The sequence below is a fragment of the Neptuniibacter sp. SY11_33 genome (assembly GCF_047778025.1).
Lineage (GTDB): Bacteria > Pseudomonadota > Gammaproteobacteria > Pseudomonadales > Balneatricaceae > Neptuniibacter.
In genome coordinates this window covers 758135-777702 of record NZ_CP180543.1, presented here as the reverse complement: position 1 = coordinate 777702, position 19568 = coordinate 758135, and the positions used below count along the sequence as shown (strand labels likewise).

Sequence of the window (19568 nt, the reverse complement as noted above, 5' to 3'; positions counted from 1 at the left end):
AAAAGATGTATAAACAGCTTTATACACACCTTATATGTAGTTTAAATACAGAAAATTAAAGCAGTTATATATTTGCCCGGCGCAACGCACGCTCTAAACGCGTATTTTCACGCTCACCCTCCAACAGAGCATCCTCGACATAAGCCAGATGATGATGCGCAGCCTGACGCGCCTTTTCAGGATCACCTTCTAAAATCGCATCCATCAACACTTTATGCTGATCGTGGATTTTTTCGCGATAGTCAGAATTCGGGTAAATATTTTTAAGGTTATCCCAAATGTGCTCGCGCAACAGATTGAACAGTGCGCGCATCATATGCAGAAGAACCATGTTGTGAGTTGAGGCCGCAATTGCCAAGTGGAAGTCCACATCAGCATACACCTCTTTCTGAATGTCTTTCGTATCATGGTAACGCTGAAGATCGTCGTAACACTTCAAGATCGCCTCTTTATCCGCAGGCGTACTTCGAAGTGCAGCATAATATGCAGCCACACCTTCCAAAGCATGACGAAATTCAAGCAGATCATATTGAGCTTCAGGATGGGTTCTGAACAACTCAAGCAACGGATCAGAAAACGATCCACCCAAGTCTTCCGAAACAAAAGTACCGCCACCCTGACGACTAATCAGCAACCCTTTAGCCGCCAATTTTTGAACCGCTTCTCTAAGCGAAGGCCTAGATACCTCAAATTGCTTTGCAAGTTCGCGCTCAGGTGGTAATTTCTGCCCTGGCTTTAACGTCCCTTCTAAAATCATGGCTTCCATTTGTTCCATGATTACGTCAGAAATCTTTGGCTGCTTAACCCGATTGTAACTCATCTTTCACACTCAAATTATATTGGTAAGACCAATATCAATAGTAATTTATTCTACATTAGCAACACAATAGCCTAAGCGGAATAATTTTTTTTGCCATACAGATACTACCCGCAAAGCCTATGTAATATCTGACTATGAAATAGATTTAACCAATGTTATAAATCTAGACTATAGTCATTTAGCAACAAAAATATATTGACAGACCCTGCTCAAAAAAAATACAGTAGCATATCTCTGATGGTAAATTGGTATTACCAATTGAGATTACTGCAGTGCAGCAGAGGTCTTATCATCCCAATACCCTCTCCTCCTGCATCTCAATACTAAATATAAAAAAATGAATCTCTTAGAGGATGTGACATGAAAAAGTTCGCCAAGTCTCTGATCTCTGCAGCTGTAGTTACTGCTGCTATTGCAGGTACGACAGCTCCAGCTCAAGCTGCTGACAAACTACTTCTAAAAACTCCAATTGCTTTCGGTTCTCACCTACCAGCGCTAGGTACTCCAATCGTTTGGGTTGCTGATCAGCTTAAGCTTGTTAGTGACGGCAAAATGAAAATGAAAATTTATGAGCCAGGCAAATTGGTTAGCCCTAAAGAGATTCTGGACGCAGTTTCTACTGGTAAAGTTAACTCTGGTTACTCTACTGCGGGTTACTGGCAGGGTAAAATGCCTGCTGCAGCATTGTTCTCTGCTGTACCATTCGGCCCAGAAGCTGGCGAATACATGGCTTGGTTGTACTACGGTAACGGCATGAACCTTTACCAAGAGATGTACGACACAGCAGGCTACAACGTTAAAGTTCTTCCTTGTGCAATCATCTCGCCAGAAACATCTGGCTGGTTCTCTAAGCCAATCGAAAAACCAGAAGACCTAAAAGGTCTTAACATGCGTTTCTTCGGTCTAGGTGCTGATGTAATGGAAAAACTGGGCGTAGGCACAGTTCAACTTCCAGGCGGCGAAATTTTCGGCGCACTTGAGAAAGGTGCTATCGACGCATCTGAATTCTCTCAGCCAGCAATCGACCAGCGTCTAGGTTTCCACAAGATCGTTAAGTACAACTACTTCCCAGGCTGGCACCAGCAGGCGACAGTATTCGAACTACTGATCAATAAAGACACTTGGGGCAAGATGAGCAAAGGCCAGAAGGCACTTGTTGAAACAACATGTAAAGCGTCTATGACTAACGCAATCGCTGAAGGTGAAGCGATGCAGTTCCCTGTAATGCAGAAAGCAGCTGACAACGGCGTTCAGATCCGTTACTGGAACGACACAATGCTAAGCACTTTCAAATCGACTTGGGATGAAGTAGTTGCAGAGAAGACTGCTGCGGACCCATTCTTCAAGAAAGTATGGGATGACATGAGCACATTCCGTAAAGGTTACGACCTTTGGGAAGCTAACGCATTCCTACCGCGCGCAACTAAGTAAGACGAATATCTTCGGAAGGTGCCCAGCCCTCCGAAGAATATCAGGGCAGCTACGGCTGCCCTGTTTGCCTATAAACATAGGCAGCCTATAACAATAAATAATTAGATTTTTGAGTGAGCACTACTCGGCAAAGAATCTAATAAGAAGTAGCGAAGGTAAGTTTCAGTGACTGAAAATGAAAAGCTGACCCCCGTGCCCCTCGCAGATGCGATTGATAATTTTATTAAACGCGTCGGTCTCACTATCGCATGGAGCTATGTAGTTCTTGTATTAGTGATTATGCTGCAGGTCATTTTGCGCAAAGGATTTGCTAGCGGCTTAATCGCCCTAGAAGAGCTGCAATGGCACCTATATTCCATTGGCGTGATGTTTGGTCTTTCTTATGCCCAAACCACAAATTCACATATTCGCGTAGACCTGTTCTATTCCCGCCTAAGGGCGAACACAAAGCGCTGGATCGAAGTTATTAGTATCCCAACAATGGTTCTACCATTTGTTGCAATCATCTTTATGCAAAGTATCGATTTCGTTGCTGAATCCTATCGAGTAAACGAAGGCTCAGAAGCTGCTTCCGGCCTACCTTATCGCTGGATCATAAAAGGTGTTATTCCGGTAAGTTTTGGCTTACTAGGGCTAGCGCTAATCTCTCGTTTTATTCGTGATTTAACTCTAATTATTAAAGGTGATGACTGATGGATGCGAATGAAGTTCTCGTAATCGCGATGTTCCTGTCGTTCATCGCGCTTCTATTTACAGGTATACCTGTCGCTTGGGTATTAGGCGGCATCGGTATTGTATTTGCCTTTTTAGGTCAATTTACCGACATCTACATGGACACCATGACGGGTCTGGACTACACCACACTTGGGCTTGTAGTAAACCGTCTATGGACCATCATGGAAAACTGGATTCTTGTAGCCCTCCCCATGTTCATATTTATGGGGATCATGCTTGATAAGTCTGGCGTTGCAGAGCGCTTGATGAAATCAATGCAGGAGCTATTTGGTCGTGTTCACGGCGGTCTTGCTATTACAGTGACAGCGATTGGTATTATCCTAGCTGCGTCCACCGGTATCATCGGTGCATCCGTTGTACTACTGGCGGTTATGTCACTACCAGCGATGACTAAGCAGGGCTATAACATGCCACTTGCGCTAGGTACGATCGCTTCTGCAGGCACGCTAGGCATCCTAATTCCACCAAGTATCATGCTGGTGATCATGGCTGACCAATTAGGTCTGTCAGTTGGCGACCTATTTATGGGCGCTGTATTCCCTGGCCTAATGCTTGGCGCGTTTTACATTATCTACATTCTTGCTCGTGGCTTTATCAACCCAAGCCACATGCCAATTCCAGATGATGCAAAACCTGTAGATCTAAAGATCTTTTTTAATGTACTTAAAGATGTTTTACCGACACTATTACTTATCATTGTAGTGCTAGGTTCTATCTTTGCGGGTATTGCTACGCCAACAGAAGCAGCAGGCGTGGGTGCATTTGGCGCAACGCTTCTGGCAATGTACAACAAGAAGTTTAGCTTCAAAGTACTGCATGAAGTTGTTGGTGGCACAATGAACACAACTGCCTACATCTTCGCTATCTTCATTGGTGCTACATGTTTCGCCCTTGTTCTTCGTGAACTCGGTGGTGATGAGATGATCGAAGAGTTCCTAACAGGCCTTCCATTTGGTCCTTATGGAATCATCTTCTTTATCCTAGCGGTTATTTTCCTACTAGGTTTCTTCCTAGATTGGATCGAGATCACGCTGATCATCCTGCCTCTACTGGCACCTGTGATTTCGGCCCTCGGCTTAGATATTACGGCTCCGGGGATCGATAACCCAGAGTTGGTTTGGTTCGTCATGCTCGTCGCCATGGCCTTGCAGACCTCGTTCTTAACGCCCCCCGTCGGGTTTGCCCTCTTCTATCTTAAAGGCGTATGCCCACCAAACGTTAAGATCACTGATATTTATAAAGGCGTAATTCCTTTCATTATTCTTCAGTTAGCCGCGCTACTGGTACTAGTTTTCTGGCCTCAGATCGTTCTTTGGCTACCAACTATCGCCTACAGTTAAGATAACTGAGTAGCACTGGGTATCTAAGATACCCAGTGCACATATATATAATAATTAGGCCTTAAGGCCATTTAGAGCTAGTAGAGTACTTCATATGTCCAGTCACGATCTTCTCGATCAGTTACGGTCTATCCTTGGCGAGAACAACGTTCTCACTGGGGAAAACCAGACCGAGCACTATCGCACAGGTTTCCGCTCCGGCGAGGGTTCAGCTCTTGCAGTTGTATTTCCAACTACACTTTTAGAACAGTGGAAGGTTTTAGACACCTGCATTAAAGCCGATACGATTGTGATTATGCAGGCCGCTAATACTGGCCTGACAGAAGGCTCCACACCAAGCGGTGAAGACTATGATCGTGAGATTATTGTCATCAACACCACACGCATGAACAAAATCTACCTGATTGATGAAGGCAAGCAGATCATCAGCTTCCCTGGGGCAACGCTATTCACCCTAGAGAAGATGCTAAAGCCTATTAATCGCGCCCCCCATTCTGTTATTGGCTCCTCCTGCATCGGCGCTTCAATTGTTGGCGGCATTGCAAACAACTCTGGCGGTGCCTTGGTTCAACGTGGACCAGCTTATACTGAGCTATCTCTGTTTGCTCAGCTTAACGATAATGGCGAATTGGAATTGGTAAATCACCTTGGCATTGACCTAGGCGAAACAGCCGAAGAGATCCTTACAAATCTAGAACAGAAAAACTTTACCGAAGCTGATGTTAAAGCCAGCACTCAAAAAGCATCGGCAAACGATTACCCTGAAATTGTTCGCGATGTAGATGCAGATTCACCTGCACGCTACAACGCTGATACTAGCCGCTTATATGAATCCAGCGGTTGCGCAGGCAAAGTAGGTGTATTCGCTGTTCGCTTAGATACCTTCCCTGTCGCACAAAAAGAACAGGTTTATTACATTGGTACCAATGATGCCAATGAATTGACAGAGATTCGTCGCCACATTCTGCAACACTTCGATAACCTACCTGAAGTTGCTGAATACATGCATAAAGATATCTACGACATTGCTGAAAAGTACGGCAAAGATACTTTTATGATGATTAACTACTTTGGCACCGACCCACTTCCAAAGCTTTTCGCTATGAAAGGTCGCCTCTCTGCTGCACTGAATAAGATCAGCTTCTTACCAAAAGATATTCCAGATCGCGTTATGCAGATTATGAGCCGATGCTGGCCAAATATTCTGCCAAAACGTATGCGCGATTTCCGCGAGAAGTATGACCACTACCTTGTGCTAAAAATGAGCGACGGTGGCATCCCTGAAGCGAATAAGTTCTTAAAAGAGTTCTTCAGTAACAGTCAGTCTGGCGATTATTTCGAATGCGACGCAGATGAAGCCAAAAAAGCTTATCTACACCGTTTTGCCGCTGCAGGTGCCGCTATTCGTTATCAGATTATCCACCAGAAAGAGGTCGAGGATATTCTGGCACTGGACATCGCTCTGCGTCGAAATGATCCTGATTGGGTAGAAAAACTACCCGAAGAGATCAGCAAACATATCGAGCACTCACTCTACTACGGCCACTTTATGTGTCATGTTTTCCATCAGGATTACATTCTGAAAAAAGGTGCTGACGGTAAAGCGGTGAAGAAGATGATGTTAGAGCTACTGGCGCAGAAAGGTGCTAAATACCCTGCTGAGCACAACGTTGGTCATCTTTATGAAGCCGAAGAAGGTCTACAGAATTTCTACTTCTCGTTAGACCCAACAAATACATTTAACCCAGGTATTGGTAAGACTCCAAAGTCTCGCTGCGGGTGTGGTTCGCCACATTAAATTGAGCTCTTAATTTTAAATATTGAGCTAGGTCTATAGATTGTCGAGTAAATCTGAGCAGCCACTTACGAAGTGCTACACTGACCGAATTCAATACTTTAGTCTAAGACTGTTTTTTTGAGGAAATGATCATGGCACTTCCAGATATCAAAACTATTCTTTACGCAACATCTTTGGGTAAACACACTCGACCTGTTTTCCGCCAAGCGGTTAATCAGGCAGTACTAAATGATGCCAAGATCGTAATGCTACACGTAGTAGAGCCGATGGGTGAAATGGGTCATGCCCTGATCCAAAACTACGTTTCTGAAGATCTTATCAAGCAAATGCATGATCAAGGCATCAAAGAGATTCATAAAACGATGCAAGATCGTGTCGAGAAGTTCTGCGAAGATGAGCTGCAAAGTTTGGATAAGCCTGTAGTGCTTAACATTGAGCATAAGGTTGCCGAAGGCAATCAAACTGATTCTATTCTTGGCGCCGCACAAGCTGAAAATGCTGATATGATCGTTATGGGCGCGGAAAACCGTTTTGGTCACCATAGCCATACAAGCCAGCAAGTGATGCGTAATTCCAAGATTCCTGTTTTGATTGTTCAAACAGGCAAAGAGTACGATTAAACGCTCCGAAGTAGGCCCCAACTTACATATAAGGTAGTTATTGATGGAAGTACAAGGTCTACTGATTGAACGGATTTTCCTTACCGTGTTCCCACTCGTGGCGATTGTCACAGTGGGATTTTTTTATGCCCGTCGCTATCAGCCGGACATGAACGCAGCCAATCAGATCAACATTGATGTGTTTGTCCCTGCGCTTATCTTTGCTGTTTTATCTGCCGAATCATTCGATCTGATTAAATACCAATCCCTCGCCATTGGCGCCGCCATTATCGTGATTGGTTCAGGCATATTGCTTTATCCCGCCTGTAAACTTTTAAAGGTACACCCAAAAACCTTTCTTCCTCCAATGATGTTTAGCAACAGTGGTAATTTAGGCATACCACTGATTGTTTTGGCCTTTGGGGAAAATGCCTTACAAGCTGCCGTAGTTTTATTTCTAGTGGAAAATTTGCTCCACTTCACAGTCGGCATCTACATACTAGATCACAAGACTCGTCTGCTAAATCTGCTTCGCATGCCGATGATTCTAGCAACCATCTTAGGCCTTATCTGGAGCGGCTTTGATCTGCCTATTCCTAAAGCAGTCCATACCTTTATAGATATGCTGGGGCAGATAGCTATTCCATTAATGCTCTTCGCACTTGGGGTCAGAATGACTAGCGTAGACTTTTCTAATTGGAAAATAGGTAGCCTCAGCGCAGCCCTCTGCCCTGCCAGCGGTATTATCCTTGCACTGATCTGTCAGCAGTTCTTACAACTGGATGCAACGCAGTTTGCCTATTTAGTTGTCTTCGGTGCGCTACCACCAGCCGTTTTGAATTACATGATTGCCGAACGTTACAATCAAGAGCCCCATCAAGTCGCTTCGATTGTTTTGCTAGGCAACATGGGCAGTCTCATTTTTATTCCAATCACTCTCGCTTTTGTTATATAAAATTACTTAAATTTCTCAAATAGCATGAGAGAACAATGGACTACTGCATCGGTATAGATCTTGGCGGCACCAAGATCGAGATTATTGCACTCACACCATCTTCAGATGTTCTATTTAGATATCGCGTTCCTACACCACAAGGAAATTACCAAGCTACCCTAGATGCAATTTGCTCGCTTATAGAAAGAGCAGAGAACAGCATTAAAAATCCACCTAGCTCAATTGGTATTGGAATCCCCGGTGCAATTTCACGAGAAACAGGGTTAATTAAAAACGCTAACTCTACCTGCTTAATCGGCCACCCATTAGATAAAGATTTGAGTGAACGAATACAAAGGCCTATTCAAATAGCCAACGATGCTGATTGTTTTACACTATCTGAAGCTATCGATGGTAGTGGCAAAGACTACAGCTCTGTCTTTGGAGTAATTTTAGGCACCGGTGTTGGCGGTGGCATTGCTATAAACAAGCAATTACTTAGTGGCCCTAATTCTATATGTGGTGAGTGGGGGCATAATCCACTGCCTCGACTAGATGAGTCAGACGGGATTGGACGGGATTGTTATTGCGGTAAACAAGACTGTATTGAGACGTTTTTATCCGGCCCTGGTTTTACAACTCATTATAACCATTCAACTTTCTCACATTTAGATACCGAATCAATCTGGGAACTCGCTAAAACTGGAGACAAGTCAGCTGTAGATTATTGTGACTTATACATCGAGCAGCTGGCTAAAGCCCTCTCATCGGTTATAAACATACTGGACCCTGCGGTTATTGTGCTGGGTGGTGGGCTTTCGAATCAAAGCGATATATACCAAAAGCTCCCAGAAAGATTAGCCCAATATGTTTTCTCTGATTCTATGAACACGCCGATTTTAAAAGCGCAATATGGCGACTCCAGCGGAGTCCGTGGAGCCGCCTGGTTGTAACACCCAAATCGTTGTGAGTCGTTACTACCTAATGCTAGTGCTTAACGCTACTTCTTACTCGCCACTTCTTTCTTTTTATTCACAGTCTCTTGAATAGAAATATTTGAGCGGTTTTTCTCAACTGTCGCTGCACCAATGCCTTTAACTGCGGTCAATTGATCTACCGATGTGAAAGGACCATGAGTTTTACGATAATTAACAATCGCTTCTGCTTTAGCAACCCCAATACCATTAAGGCTTTGTGCTAACTGCTCAGCGGTAGCGGTATTTAGATCGATAGGAGCTGCGAATGCAGATAAAGAGAATACACAAGCGAACGCCATCATCAGCGCTCTTAAAGAAGAGAGTTTCATAGTAAATTCCTTTTACTTTGTTTTAGGTCTGACCTCATCCATTAAGGCCAGACCTTCTTTATAACGCGCTAAGATTACGAAATCAACGGCGCTATATCAGCATCTATTTTAGCCAATGCATCTACTGGCGATTCAGCTTTTGTAATCGGGCGCCCAATCACTAAGTAATCACTTCCCGCTTTCAATGCATCAGCCGGCGTCATAATACGCTTCTGATCACCAACATCAGCATCTGCTGGACGAATACCCGGTGTTACTAGTTTAAATTCTTCACCGATCACTTGGCGTAATGGCGTTACTTCCTGCGCAGAACAAACAACACCATGTAGACCACTGTCTTCAGTTAACTTCGCCAAACGCTTCACATGCTCTAACGGTTCGATATCTAAACCTAAATCTCGCAGATCACTACGCTCCATACTCGTTAGCACAGTCACACCAATCAGAAGCGTCTCAGACCCATTAACTTGCTCAAGTTCGTTTCGAGCAGCCTCCATCATACGGCGGCCACCTGATGCATGAACATTGACCATCCAAACACCTAGCTCTGCAGCTGCACGAACTGCTTTAGCCGTCGTATTCGGAATATCATGAAATTTCAGATCAAGAAAGACATCAAAACCTAGGCTCTGAAGTGTTTCTACAATAGCCGGACCACTACGTGTGAATAACTCTTTACCAACTTTTACACGGCACCGAGTCGGATCCAACTGCTTAGCCATTGCCAATGCCTGATTTTGATCAGGGTAATCTAGTGCAACAATGACTCTTTTTTTATCCAATAACATATAAGTTCTCTAAATTTTATTCGCCTTCCAAGCCTTGTATAGGCTTAGTCGTGCCCCAGCTTTTACATGAAGGGCACTGCCAGGAGAGCGTTCTGCCTGAAAATCCACAACTATTACATCGGTACACGGGCTTTGAGAGCTCTAACTGTCCTGTCAGACCACGTAATACCTTTAAGCTATCCTTCGCACTATCTGAGCCATATTCTATATGAAGATCGATCAGACTATTAAATCCTTTTACTGAAGGACGACGCTTTAATTCTTCAGTAATAAAACTTCCGGCTGCATACACACCTCGCTCCTTCTTAACATGTTCAGCAAGAGCAATCAGCACTGTCGTTGAGGGAGAATTCGCTAAGCAGCTACGTAAGTATTCTAGGTGATCGTTGCTATCCCCTGTTCTCTCATAACAATCTTTCAAGAGAGGAATTGTTTCAGAAACAAACAAACGATCTTGCTTTGATACTTTTTTTAGATGTTTTATCGCTTGCTTCCACTGTTCAGACTTTATTGCGATTTGAGCTTTTAACAGGCTTACCCGAACATTACTCGAATCGAATTGCTCTGCATCTTTGAGATATTCAGCGGCAGCCTTGATAAGCTTTTGCTGTACTGCCATATCAGCTAATTCACAGCAGTAATGCGCTAACTCATTATTTAAATCACGCCTTTCATCCGCTGGAAGTTTATTAGCTGTAACTAAAGCTTCTTCCCACTCACCTTCTTTCTCATAGAGTTTAATTAACAGGTTGAGTGCTTTGCTGTGGATGCGTTTAGGAGAAGGAGATTTAATAATTTCCTGTAAAAGATTTTCAGCTCGGTCTAACAAGCCAACAGAGTAATAGTCATTCGCTAGCGCCATCTGAATCCGCATAAAGTCATCCCGATCTAAATTGGGACGCGCTAAAAGGTTTTGATGGATCTGTATCGCTCGATCTACATCACCTTTACGGCGAAAGAGCTTTGCTAAAGATAGGTGGGCTGGAATTGTATCTGAATTGATCTCTAAGGCACGGATAAAGCTTTCAATCGCCTCATCCATTTTCTCGTTCAAAAGATAATCTAAACCGGTAAAGTATTCGTGGCTGAGATTCGTTTGAGGAGAGGCAGGTTTTGACTGCTTATCACGTCTGCCTAGCAACCAGCCTATGCCGATCGCCAGAACAAACGGGATTAAAAGAAAAGCGTTGTCGAGATTAAACGGCATCTTTTAGGCTGGATACTCGCAACTGATCTAGTTCTTTTTGAGTACTAGCAATTTTACGGCGCGCAGAACCTAAACGTGTTTTTAACATAAGGACAAACATTGTACTCAAAGCAAAGCCAATCAGAGCCCCTAGTACAAAAATCGAGACCATCCATACACCAAGACTAAATTCTGGCAGTTGGAAAAACACAAGATTAATCGAAACTTGCTCCGGATTATTAATGACGAACATTAAGCCTATAAGAATTGCCAAAATCGCTAGAACAGCAAAGATCAACTTTTTAATTAAACGCACCGGATTAAACCTCAATTACCTAGTTTTGAATTGAATCATTTACCTGTTCACGCAATTCTTTACCTGGCTTAAAGTGCGGAACATATTTAGCATCGAGAGCGACAGACTCACCCGTTTTAGGGTTACGACCTGTTCTAGGCGCTCGATAATGTAGTGAAAAACTACCAAATCCTCTGATTTCTATACGATCACCTTGAGACAAAGATTCTGTCATGTGATCTAGCATCGTCTTCACGGACAGCTCGATATCCTTTACCGACAATTGCTCATGTCGATCTACTAGTACTTCAATCAGTTCAGATTTCGTCATACCTATACTCCTTTGCTCGTGGACCGTACATTCTGCCTAGCTACTCAGAATCACCTTTATTCATCTGAGCCTTAATTAAATCACCGATAGTCGTTGGGCCCGACAGAGTCGTTTCAGACTGCTGACTGATTTTATCTAGGGCCTGTTTCTCTTGCTCTGCTTCCATCTGCTTAATGGAGAGCAAAATCACTCTGTTTCTACGATCAATTTGGCTGATCATCGCCTCAACTTCATCTCCAACGCTAAAATGATCTGCCAGATTATCTATGCGCTCTCGAGACACATCGGAGATTCTTAGTACTGCTTCAACACCTTCTGCCACGGTTATATTTACCGACTTATCAGAGATATCAGAAACTGCACCTTTAACAACTTTGCCCTTACCATGGCTTGCAGTAAAACTACTAAATGGATCTTCATCTAGTTGTTTAACACCCAATGCAATTCGCTCTCGCTCTGAATCAACCGAAAGCACCATCGCTTCTAAGTCATCACCTTTTTTCAGTGTTTTAACAACATCCTCGCCGCTGTCATCCCATGACAAATCGGATAGATGCACAAGGCCGTCAATACCGCCTTCAAGGCCAATAAACACACCAAAATCAGTTATTGAACGAATTTTACCACTTAAACGATCACCTTTTTGGAATTTAGTCGCAAATTCCTGCCAAGGATTCGCTTTGCATTGTTTCATGCCTAAAGAGATACGGCGACGTTCCTTATCGATGTCTAATAACATCACATCGACTTCGTCTCCCACCTGAACAACTTTAGATGGGTGCACATTTTTATTGGTCCAATCCATTTCAGAAACATGGATCAAACCTTCAATACCTTTTTCAATCTCAGCAAAACAACCGTAATCAGTGAGGTTAGTCACTTTTGCTTTCGCTTTTGTGCCAATTTCATAATTAGCGATCAGTTGTGTCCACGGATCTTCGGTTAACTGCTTAACCCCAAGCGAAACACGGTTACGCTCTTTATCAAAACGCAACACCTGTACATCGATACTTTCACCAACCGTTAATACTTCACTTGGATGCTTAACACGTTTCCAAGCTATATCAGTAATATGTAGCAGACCATCAACACCGCCAAGATCAATAAATGCGCCGTAGTCGGTGATGTTTTTAACAACCCCTTTAACAACAAGACCTTCTTTCAGTTCTGAAAGTAGCTTTTCACGCTCAACACTGTAAGCCGCCTCGAGGACAGCACGACGTGAAACAACAATGTTATTACGCTTGGCATCGAGCTTAACCAATTTAAACTCGAGTTCTTGGTTTTCTAGGTGACTGGTATCTCGTAGAGGACGGACATCGACTAAAGAGCCCGGAAGGAATGCCTGGATACTTCCAAGCATAATCGTTAGACCACCTCGAACTTTACCCGAGATGTGCCCTGTTACTATTTCATCAGATTCGTAAGCTTTCTCTAGCTCCGCCCAAGCTTCTGCACGTTTTGCTTTATCACGAGATAGTTGAGTAGAACCAAAGCCATCTTCAACAGCTTCTAATGCAACCCTGACCTCAGAACCAACATCGATTGTCAGCTCACCAGAGTCATCAATAAACTGCGACCGCGGGATAACACCTTCTGATTTGAGACCTGCATTGACGATAACAAAGTCATCCTCAATCGCAATTACTGTACCCGTTACGATAGCGCCAGGCGCCATCTCCAACTCTTGAAGGCTCTCTTCAAATAGTTCAGCAAAGCTCTCGCTCATATCTGTATCCCGCTTTGTCGTTATGACACTATCAGCGAAGCCCTTTGTGCCTCGCTGCATCCATTACAGCGGCTAGGACCTCTTCGATTGACATCTTAGTCGTATCAAGAATTACTGCATCCGCCGCGGGCTTAAGAGGAGCAACAGGACGATTCATATCACGGTCGTCTCGCGCCTGAATATCCTCCAATATAGCTTGAAGACTAGCACCCAGTCCCTTGTTTATCAACTGGTTATAACGTCGTACAGCGCGCTCTTCAGCACTGGCATCCAGATAGATTTTGAGTGGTGCTTCAGGAAAAACAACCGTTCCCATATCACGACCATCTGCAATTAACCCAGGCATTTCAGCAAACGCACGCTGGCGCTCCAATAGAGCATCTCGAACAGCCGGAATAGCTGCAACGATAGAAGCATCCTTACCGACAGCTTCAGTACGAATAGCGTCAGTAACTTCTTCACCTTCCAGTACAATCTGGACAGTATCGTCATCACGAGGAATAAACTGCACATTTAAGTGTGCAGCTAAAACTACCAGCGCTTCTTCGTCATCGAGGTTTACACCATGATGATTGGCTGCAAGACCCAGTAGACGGTATAACGCACCGCTATCTAAAAGCTCCCAACCTAATTCTTTCGCCAATAACTGGCATATAGTTCCTTTACCCGATCCACTGGGACCATCAACGGTAATTACGGGGACCTGTCCGTTAGACATCATCCCTCCTCCTTTTCTACCTTTATTCCTGCAGTCTGTGCAAGCTCAACAAAACTAGGGAAAGATGTAGCTACGTTTGCACAGTCATTAATTGTGATGTCACCAGTAGCGCGCAAAGCAGCCACACAGAAAGACATGGCAATACGATGATCATCATGACTTTCTACAACACCACCACCGATCTCTCCACCTTGAATGATCGCGCCATCTGGCGTGCCTTCAATATCGACACCAAGTGCTTTGAGGCCATCAACCATGGATTGAATTCGATCACTCTCTTTAACGCGAAGCTCTTCAGCACCCGATACAATCGTTGTACCTTCAGCACAAGCCGCAGCGATAAATAGTGCAGGAAATTCATCAATTGCCAGTGGAACTTGATCTTCTGGAATATGAATACCTTTGAGCGGCGCATAACGAATACGGATATCAGCAACAGGCTCACCACCAACTTCTCGCTCATTCAGCAATTCTAGGTTCGCACCCATTAAGCGTAGGATGTTGATAATGCCTATACGCGTCGGGTTGATACCAACGTGTTCCAACGTTAAATCAGAATCTGGAGCTATAGCCGCAGCGACCATAAAGAATGTAGCGGAAGAGATATCAGCAGGCACATCGATACGAGTTGCATGCAACTGACCACCCGATTTAACCGCTGCTTTAGATCCATTTTGCTCAACTGGATAACCAAAGCCCGTAAGCATGCGCTCTGTATGATCGCGTGTTGGTGCTGGCTCTGTTACAGAAGTTTCACCATCAGCGTAAAGACCAGCTAATAGCAAACAAGATTTAACCTGAGCACTTGCCATCGGCATATCATAATGAATACCTTTTAGTACCTGACCACCCTTGATCTTCATCGGTGGACGACCGTTTTCAGCGGTTTCGATCTCAGCCCCCATCAAACGAAGCGGATCAGCTACACGACCCATTGGGCGCTTAGTCAGAGAAGCATCGCCAGTAAGCTCAGAATCAAATTGCTGTGCTGCTAATAAACCAGACAGCAAACGCATTGATGTGCCGGAGTTACCTACATAAAGAGGTCCTGGAGGTGCACTTAAGCCATTAACGCCTACGCCGTAGATAGTCACATTGCCATCATCAGGACCTTCAATAACAACACCCATATCACGGAATGCTTGCAAGGTCGCTAAGCTATCTTCACCTTCAAGGAAGCCTGTAACTTCCGTAACACCATCAGCTAGGGAACCCAGCATAATGGAGCGATGTGAAATAGATTTATCACCTGGAACTCGAATTTTACCACTTACGCTGCCGCCAGGCTGGGCACGAAAGGTTACTAATTGATTACTCATATCTTGTGAATATGCCGTACCAGAAAGGATTCTTGAAAAATGTTCTCGCGCAGCTCGAGCACGGGTGAAAGTGCCTAACATCGTCTCACTATCACCGCATTCAATGGCTGCTCTTAGCTTTGCTAATCCCGATGTATATCGATCTAACTGCGCTAGCAAAGCGTCTCTATTTGCTAAACAGATGTCGTGCCACATTGTCGGGTCACTACCGGCTATCCGAGTAAAATCCCGGAAGCCTCCAGCTGCATAGCGGAAAATATCAGTATTATTGCCTTGTTCCTGAGCTAAAGTATCAACTAAGGAAAACGCCAACATGTGTGGGAGATGACTGGTTGCTGCCAACACTTCGTCATGCTTTTCTACGTCCATAATCAGTACTTCTGCACCGGTGGACGCCCACATTTCAGTAAACACTTTAACAGCGTAAGATGAAGATTCTGCTAAAGGCGTTAAAATAATTTTATGTTGTTCAAACAGATGTTCATCCGCTGCTGCTACACCGCTTTTCTCGGAGCCTGCAATCGGGTGACCTGGCACAAAACCAGAAGGCACCTGATCAAAGACACGCCTAGCCGCTTCGACCACATTGGCCTTAGTACTACCAACATCTGTTATAAGTGTTTCTTCGGCGATAAATGGCGCAATATCGACTAGCACCTTTTCCATCGCTTTGACAGGCACAGCCAGAACAATTAAATCAGCCTGACTTACAGCGTCCGCTAGACTCTCAGCAGCAACATCGATAACTCCGCTACTTAAACCTAACTTTGTCTCTTCAGGGTCACGATCAAAACCAATAACCTGCCCGCAGCAACGGTTCTGACGAAGCACTTTTGCTAAAGAACCGCCGATTAAACCTAATCCGATAATAAGTGTATTTTTGATACCTTGACTCAACGTTTCTCTACCACTTGTTGTAATGCTTTTAGACAACGTTCATTTTCATGCTGCAAACCAATGCTAATACGTAGGTGATTTGGCATTCCATAATTCGCCACAGGCCTAACAATAACGCCCTGCTCTAGCATTGTTTGGTAGATAGGCGAGGCATCCTTAGCTAGATCTACCGCAATAAAATTCCCTACCGATGGGATATATTTCAATCCTAACTTAGCTAAACCTGACTGATAAAAAGCCATGCCCGCAGCATTAACTTGTACTGCTTTATCTAAATGCTCTTGATCAGATAAAGCGATCTCAGCAGCAGCAAGCGCGAGATTATTCACATTAAACGGCTGCCTTACTCGGCTTAATAGATTTGCGATATCACTGTTTGAAACCGAGTAACCAACGCGCAAGCCTGCCAAACCATAGGCCTTAGAAAAGGTTCGCGTGACGATTAAATTCGAAAACTGCTTCTGCAAACTCAAACTATCCGGAAAGTCTTCAGCTTCCACATATTCCGTATAAGCTTCATCCACAACTACTAAAACGGTTTCCGGCACTTGAGCTAAAAACGTTTCCAACTGCCCTTGGGTTAAATAGGTACCCGTCGGATTGTTAGGATTGGCGATAAAGATCATCCGAGTATTTGGAGTTAATCGCTTCAACATAACATCAAGATCGTGCCCCCAATCTTTTGCAGGCGTAACTACAGCTTTAGCACCAATTGCTTGAGTCACCAACGAATAAACGACAAAAGCATATTCCGAATAGATAACCTCATCGCCTGAGGTTAGAAAAGCCCGGGCAATGAGTTCCAACACATCATTGGAGCCATTACCTAAAGTAATCTGTTCCGGCTGGCAGCTCAGAGAATCAGCCAGCGCCAACTTCAATCTATAACCACCACTATCAGGATAAAGGTTAATGCCTGACAGTTTTTCTTGGAGAGCTGTGACGACTTTAGGCGAGGCCCCTATAGGACTTTCATTACTTGCCAGCTTCACCACATCAGTTAAGCCAAGCTCTCGCTCTAACTCCTCTGGTGGTTTACCTGGCAAATAGGGGTGCAAATTTTGCACCCCAGGCGAAGCCAGTGAAAAGAAATCACAACTCATCAATATGCCTCTTAAAGCACCGCGCGAGGGTATGAACCTAAGACCTTTAGTTCAACACTTTCTTTTGCTAATTCAGCTAGCGCCTTAGCAACCAGCTGATCTTCGCTATGCCCCTCGAAATCGATATAGAACATAGACTGTTTTGCAGAAGATCTGGTTTCTACACGTGTCAGACTAATTTGTGAGCGATGGAAAGGCTCCAACAACTGATACAGCGCACCTGGTGCATTTGGTACAGAGACTAAAATAGATGTTTTATCATCGCCACTAGGACCAACATCCTGGTCACCGATAATCAAGAATCGAGTTGAGTTATCCGCCTGATCTTCGATATTGCAAACAGCAGCTTCAAGCTCATAAAGCTCTGCAGCCATATCTCCTGCAATAGCGGCATAACCTTGACCTTCTTGCTTCGCTAAACGAGCGGCTTCTGCGTTAGAACTAACTGCAACCTTCTCGATATGCGGGTAACGCGCATCTAACCAACTACGGCTTTGCGCTAAGGACTGCTCATGGGAATAGATCTTGAAGATCTCATCCAAGCTATCACCTTTATTCACCAATAAGTGAAGGTGAACTGGGACTTCAACTTCCCCACAAATTTTAAGATCGAACTGTTTGAACAGATCAAGCGTGCTACTTACAACACCTTCCGAAGAGTTCTCGATTGGGACAACACCATAATGAGCTCCACCCGACTGCACTTCACGGAAGACATCTTTAGACGATTGCATCGGCAGATTATGAGCAGAGTGACCAAAATGCTTCATTGAAGCCTGTTGGGTAAAAGTACCTTCAGGGCCAAGGAAAGCCACTCGCATTGGTTCTTCTAATGCCAAGCAAACAGACATTACTTCACGGAAAAGACGTGCAACTTCTTTATCAGGAAGCGGGCCTTCGTTTCGCTCCATTACCGCACGTAACACCTGAGCTTCGCGCTCTGGGCGATAAAATACAGCCGCAGTTTCACCCTGATGTTTTTGCTTAACGTCAGCTACACGTTGAGCACATTTAGCACGCTGATTCAGAAGCTCATGAAGCTGACCATCTATAGAATCGATCTGATCACGTAAAACACGTAACTCTTTTTCTTGTTCACTCATACTCTTCTCATTTTCCGCAAATGATTTTAAGCGTGTTGCTTTTCAAACTGCTGCATAAACGCGATCAACGCATCCACCGCTTCCTCCGGAACAGCATTGTAGATGCTCGCTCGCATACCGCCTACAGAGCGATGACCTTTCAAGTTCAACAGGCCTGACTCTTCTGCTTGTTCTAAGAACAGTTTATCCAAAGCATCATCAGCCAAAGTAAATGGCACGTTCATCCAAGAACGGTTAGCTGACGCCATTGGGTTTGCATAGAAATCACTGGCATCAATCGCTGCATACAGTTTTTCTTGTTTACGCTGGTTAGCCGCTTGTATCGCAGCCACACCACCTTGAGCTTTTAGCCATTTAAAGACTAAACCAGCTAGATACCAGCCATAGGTTGGTGGTGTGTTACACATAGACTCAGCATCTGCATGTACTTTGTAATCGAACATTGTTGGTGTGCCGGCAACAACATCACCTAACAAGTCTTCTCTAACGACCACAACCGTCAAACCTGCTGGACCAATATTCTTTTGTGCGCCCGCATAGATCAAACCGAACTGGTTTACATCAATCTCACGAGACAAGATTGTAGAAGACAGATCCGCCACTAGAGGAACATCACCCGACTGAGGCACATAATCAAACTCCAAGCCGCCAATCGTTTCATTTGGTGTGTAATGCAGATAAGCAGCCTCTGCATTTAGATCCAATTCACTTTGGTTTGGTACAGCAGTAAAACCATTTCCTTCGCTAGATGCGGCAATACGCACATCACAATAGCGAGACGCTTCTTGGATCGCTTTTTTCGACCAAATACCAGTATTGATATAGTCAGCTGTAGTTTTGCCGCGCAGTAAGTTCAGTGGAATCATAGAGAACTGCGATGTAGCCCCACCTTGAAGGAATAGAACCTTATAGTTACTACCAATTCCCATCAGGTCACGTAAATCCTGCTCTGCCGCTTCAGCAACCGAGACAAACTCTTTACTGCGGTGGCTCATTTCCATAATGGAAAGGCCTTTACCGTGCCAGTCTAGAAGTTCCTCTTGAGCCTGCAGCAATACTTCACTCGGTAAACCAGCAGGACCTGCACTGAAATTGTACTTACGTGTCATAGACTTATCTTCACTCTACTTAAAGTC

The 19568-nt window shown here is 44.3% G+C and carries 19 protein-coding genes; 7 read left to right on the top strand and 12 right to left on the bottom strand.

Annotation, left to right across the window (positions count from 1 at the left end):
• Positions 1 to 64: 64 nt before the first annotated feature.
• Complete coding sequence (gene pdhR, locus ACMXYV_RS03435) at positions 65 to 820, bottom strand: pyruvate dehydrogenase complex transcriptional repressor PdhR (RefSeq protein WP_415890378.1); 756 nt, start codon at positions 818 to 820, stop codon at positions 65 to 67.
• A gap of 360 nt (positions 821 to 1180) precedes the next feature.
• Here pdhR and ACMXYV_RS03430 point away from each other — a divergent pair, with 360 nt between their 5' ends.
• The 7 genes from ACMXYV_RS03430 (at position 1181) to ACMXYV_RS03400 (ending at position 8610) form a co-directional block, all read left to right on the top strand.
• A complete protein-coding gene (locus ACMXYV_RS03430; protein ID WP_415887075.1) occupies positions 1181 to 2251 on the top strand; it encodes a TRAP transporter substrate-binding protein in 1071 nt (356 codons plus the stop codon).
• A 165-nt stretch (positions 2252 to 2416) separates the two neighbouring features.
• The gene (locus ACMXYV_RS03425; protein ID WP_415890377.1) at positions 2417 to 2944 is read left to right on the top strand and encodes a TRAP transporter small permease subunit; all 528 of its coding nucleotides are present in this window, start codon (positions 2417 to 2419) and stop codon (positions 2942 to 2944) included.
• A complete protein-coding gene (locus ACMXYV_RS03420) occupies positions 2944 to 4326 on the top strand; it encodes a TRAP transporter large permease (RefSeq protein ID WP_415890376.1) in 1383 nt (460 codons plus the stop codon). The genes ACMXYV_RS03425 and ACMXYV_RS03420 overlap by 1 nt, the downstream gene beginning before the upstream one ends.
• Positions 4327 to 4420: 94 nt before the next feature.
• On the top strand, positions 4421 to 6124 hold the full coding sequence (gene dld / locus ACMXYV_RS03415) for a D-lactate dehydrogenase (protein WP_415890375.1): 1704 nt from the start codon (positions 4421 to 4423) through the stop codon (positions 6122 to 6124).
• Positions 6125 to 6255: 131 nt separating this feature from the next.
• Complete coding sequence (locus ACMXYV_RS03410; RefSeq protein ID WP_415890374.1) at positions 6256 to 6744, top strand: universal stress protein; 489 nt, start codon at positions 6256 to 6258, stop codon at positions 6742 to 6744.
• A gap of 43 nt (positions 6745 to 6787) precedes the next feature.
• A complete protein-coding gene (locus tag ACMXYV_RS03405; protein WP_415890373.1) occupies positions 6788 to 7678 on the top strand; it encodes an AEC family transporter in 891 nt (296 codons plus the stop codon).
• Positions 7679 to 7713: 35 nt separating this feature from the next.
• On the top strand, positions 7714 to 8610 hold the full coding sequence (locus ACMXYV_RS03400) for an ROK family protein (RefSeq protein ID WP_415890372.1): 897 nt from the start codon (positions 7714 to 7716) through the stop codon (positions 8608 to 8610).
• Positions 8611 to 8657: 47 nt separating this feature from the next.
• On the opposite strand, the gene ACMXYV_RS03395 is transcribed toward ACMXYV_RS03400, so the two are convergent.
• The 11 genes from ACMXYV_RS03395 to serC all read right to left on the bottom strand — a co-directional run bounded on the left by ACMXYV_RS03395 (position 8658) and on the right by serC (position 19541).
• On the bottom strand, positions 8658 to 8963 hold the full coding sequence (locus ACMXYV_RS03395) for a ComEA family DNA-binding protein (RefSeq protein WP_415890371.1): 306 nt from the start codon (positions 8961 to 8963) through the stop codon (positions 8658 to 8660).
• A 74-nt stretch (positions 8964 to 9037) separates the two neighbouring features.
• Positions 9038 to 9751 carry an orotidine-5'-phosphate decarboxylase gene (gene pyrF / locus ACMXYV_RS03390; protein ID WP_415890370.1) on the bottom strand — a complete coding sequence of 238 codons (714 nt, stop codon included), beginning with the start codon at positions 9749 to 9751 and terminating at the stop codon, positions 9038 to 9040.
• Between the two features lie 16 nt (positions 9752 to 9767).
• Complete coding sequence (gene lapB / locus ACMXYV_RS03385; protein WP_415890369.1) at positions 9768 to 10958, bottom strand: lipopolysaccharide assembly protein LapB; 1191 nt, start codon at positions 10956 to 10958, stop codon at positions 9768 to 9770.
• On the bottom strand, positions 10948 to 11253 hold the full coding sequence (locus tag ACMXYV_RS03380; RefSeq protein ID WP_415890368.1) for a lipopolysaccharide assembly protein LapA domain-containing protein: 306 nt from the start codon (positions 11251 to 11253) through the stop codon (positions 10948 to 10950). Before ACMXYV_RS03380 ends, lapB begins: the two co-directional genes overlap by 11 nt.
• A gap of 19 nt (positions 11254 to 11272) precedes the next feature.
• A complete protein-coding gene (gene ihfB, locus ACMXYV_RS03375; protein ID WP_415883573.1) occupies positions 11273 to 11563 on the bottom strand; it encodes an integration host factor subunit beta in 291 nt (96 codons plus the stop codon).
• Between the two features lie 40 nt (positions 11564 to 11603).
• Positions 11604 to 13292 carry a 30S ribosomal protein S1 gene (rpsA, locus tag ACMXYV_RS03370; protein WP_415890367.1) on the bottom strand — a complete coding sequence of 563 codons (1689 nt, stop codon included), beginning with the start codon at positions 13290 to 13292 and terminating at the stop codon, positions 11604 to 11606.
• 31 nt (positions 13293 to 13323) lie between these two features.
• Positions 13324 to 14010 carry a (d)CMP kinase gene (gene cmk, locus ACMXYV_RS03365; protein ID WP_415887060.1) on the bottom strand — a complete coding sequence of 229 codons (687 nt, stop codon included), beginning with the start codon at positions 14008 to 14010 and terminating at the stop codon, positions 13324 to 13326.
• A complete protein-coding gene (locus ACMXYV_RS03360; protein ID WP_415890366.1) occupies positions 14010 to 16226 on the bottom strand; it encodes a bifunctional prephenate dehydrogenase/3-phosphoshikimate 1-carboxyvinyltransferase in 2217 nt (738 codons plus the stop codon). The genes cmk and ACMXYV_RS03360 overlap by 1 nt, the downstream gene beginning before the upstream one ends.
• Positions 16223 to 17329 carry a histidinol-phosphate transaminase gene (hisC, locus tag ACMXYV_RS03355; RefSeq protein ID WP_415890365.1) on the bottom strand — a complete coding sequence of 369 codons (1107 nt, stop codon included), beginning with the start codon at positions 17327 to 17329 and terminating at the stop codon, positions 16223 to 16225. Before hisC ends, ACMXYV_RS03360 begins: the two co-directional genes overlap by 4 nt.
• A gap of 11 nt (positions 17330 to 17340) precedes the next feature.
• Positions 17341 to 18432 carry a prephenate dehydratase gene (gene pheA / locus ACMXYV_RS03350; protein ID WP_415890364.1) on the bottom strand — a complete coding sequence of 364 codons (1092 nt, stop codon included), beginning with the start codon at positions 18430 to 18432 and terminating at the stop codon, positions 17341 to 17343.
• A 26-nt stretch (positions 18433 to 18458) separates the two neighbouring features.
• A complete protein-coding gene (gene serC / locus ACMXYV_RS03345; protein ID WP_415890363.1) occupies positions 18459 to 19541 on the bottom strand; it encodes a 3-phosphoserine/phosphohydroxythreonine transaminase in 1083 nt (360 codons plus the stop codon).
• Positions 19542 to 19568 lie beyond the last annotated feature (27 nt).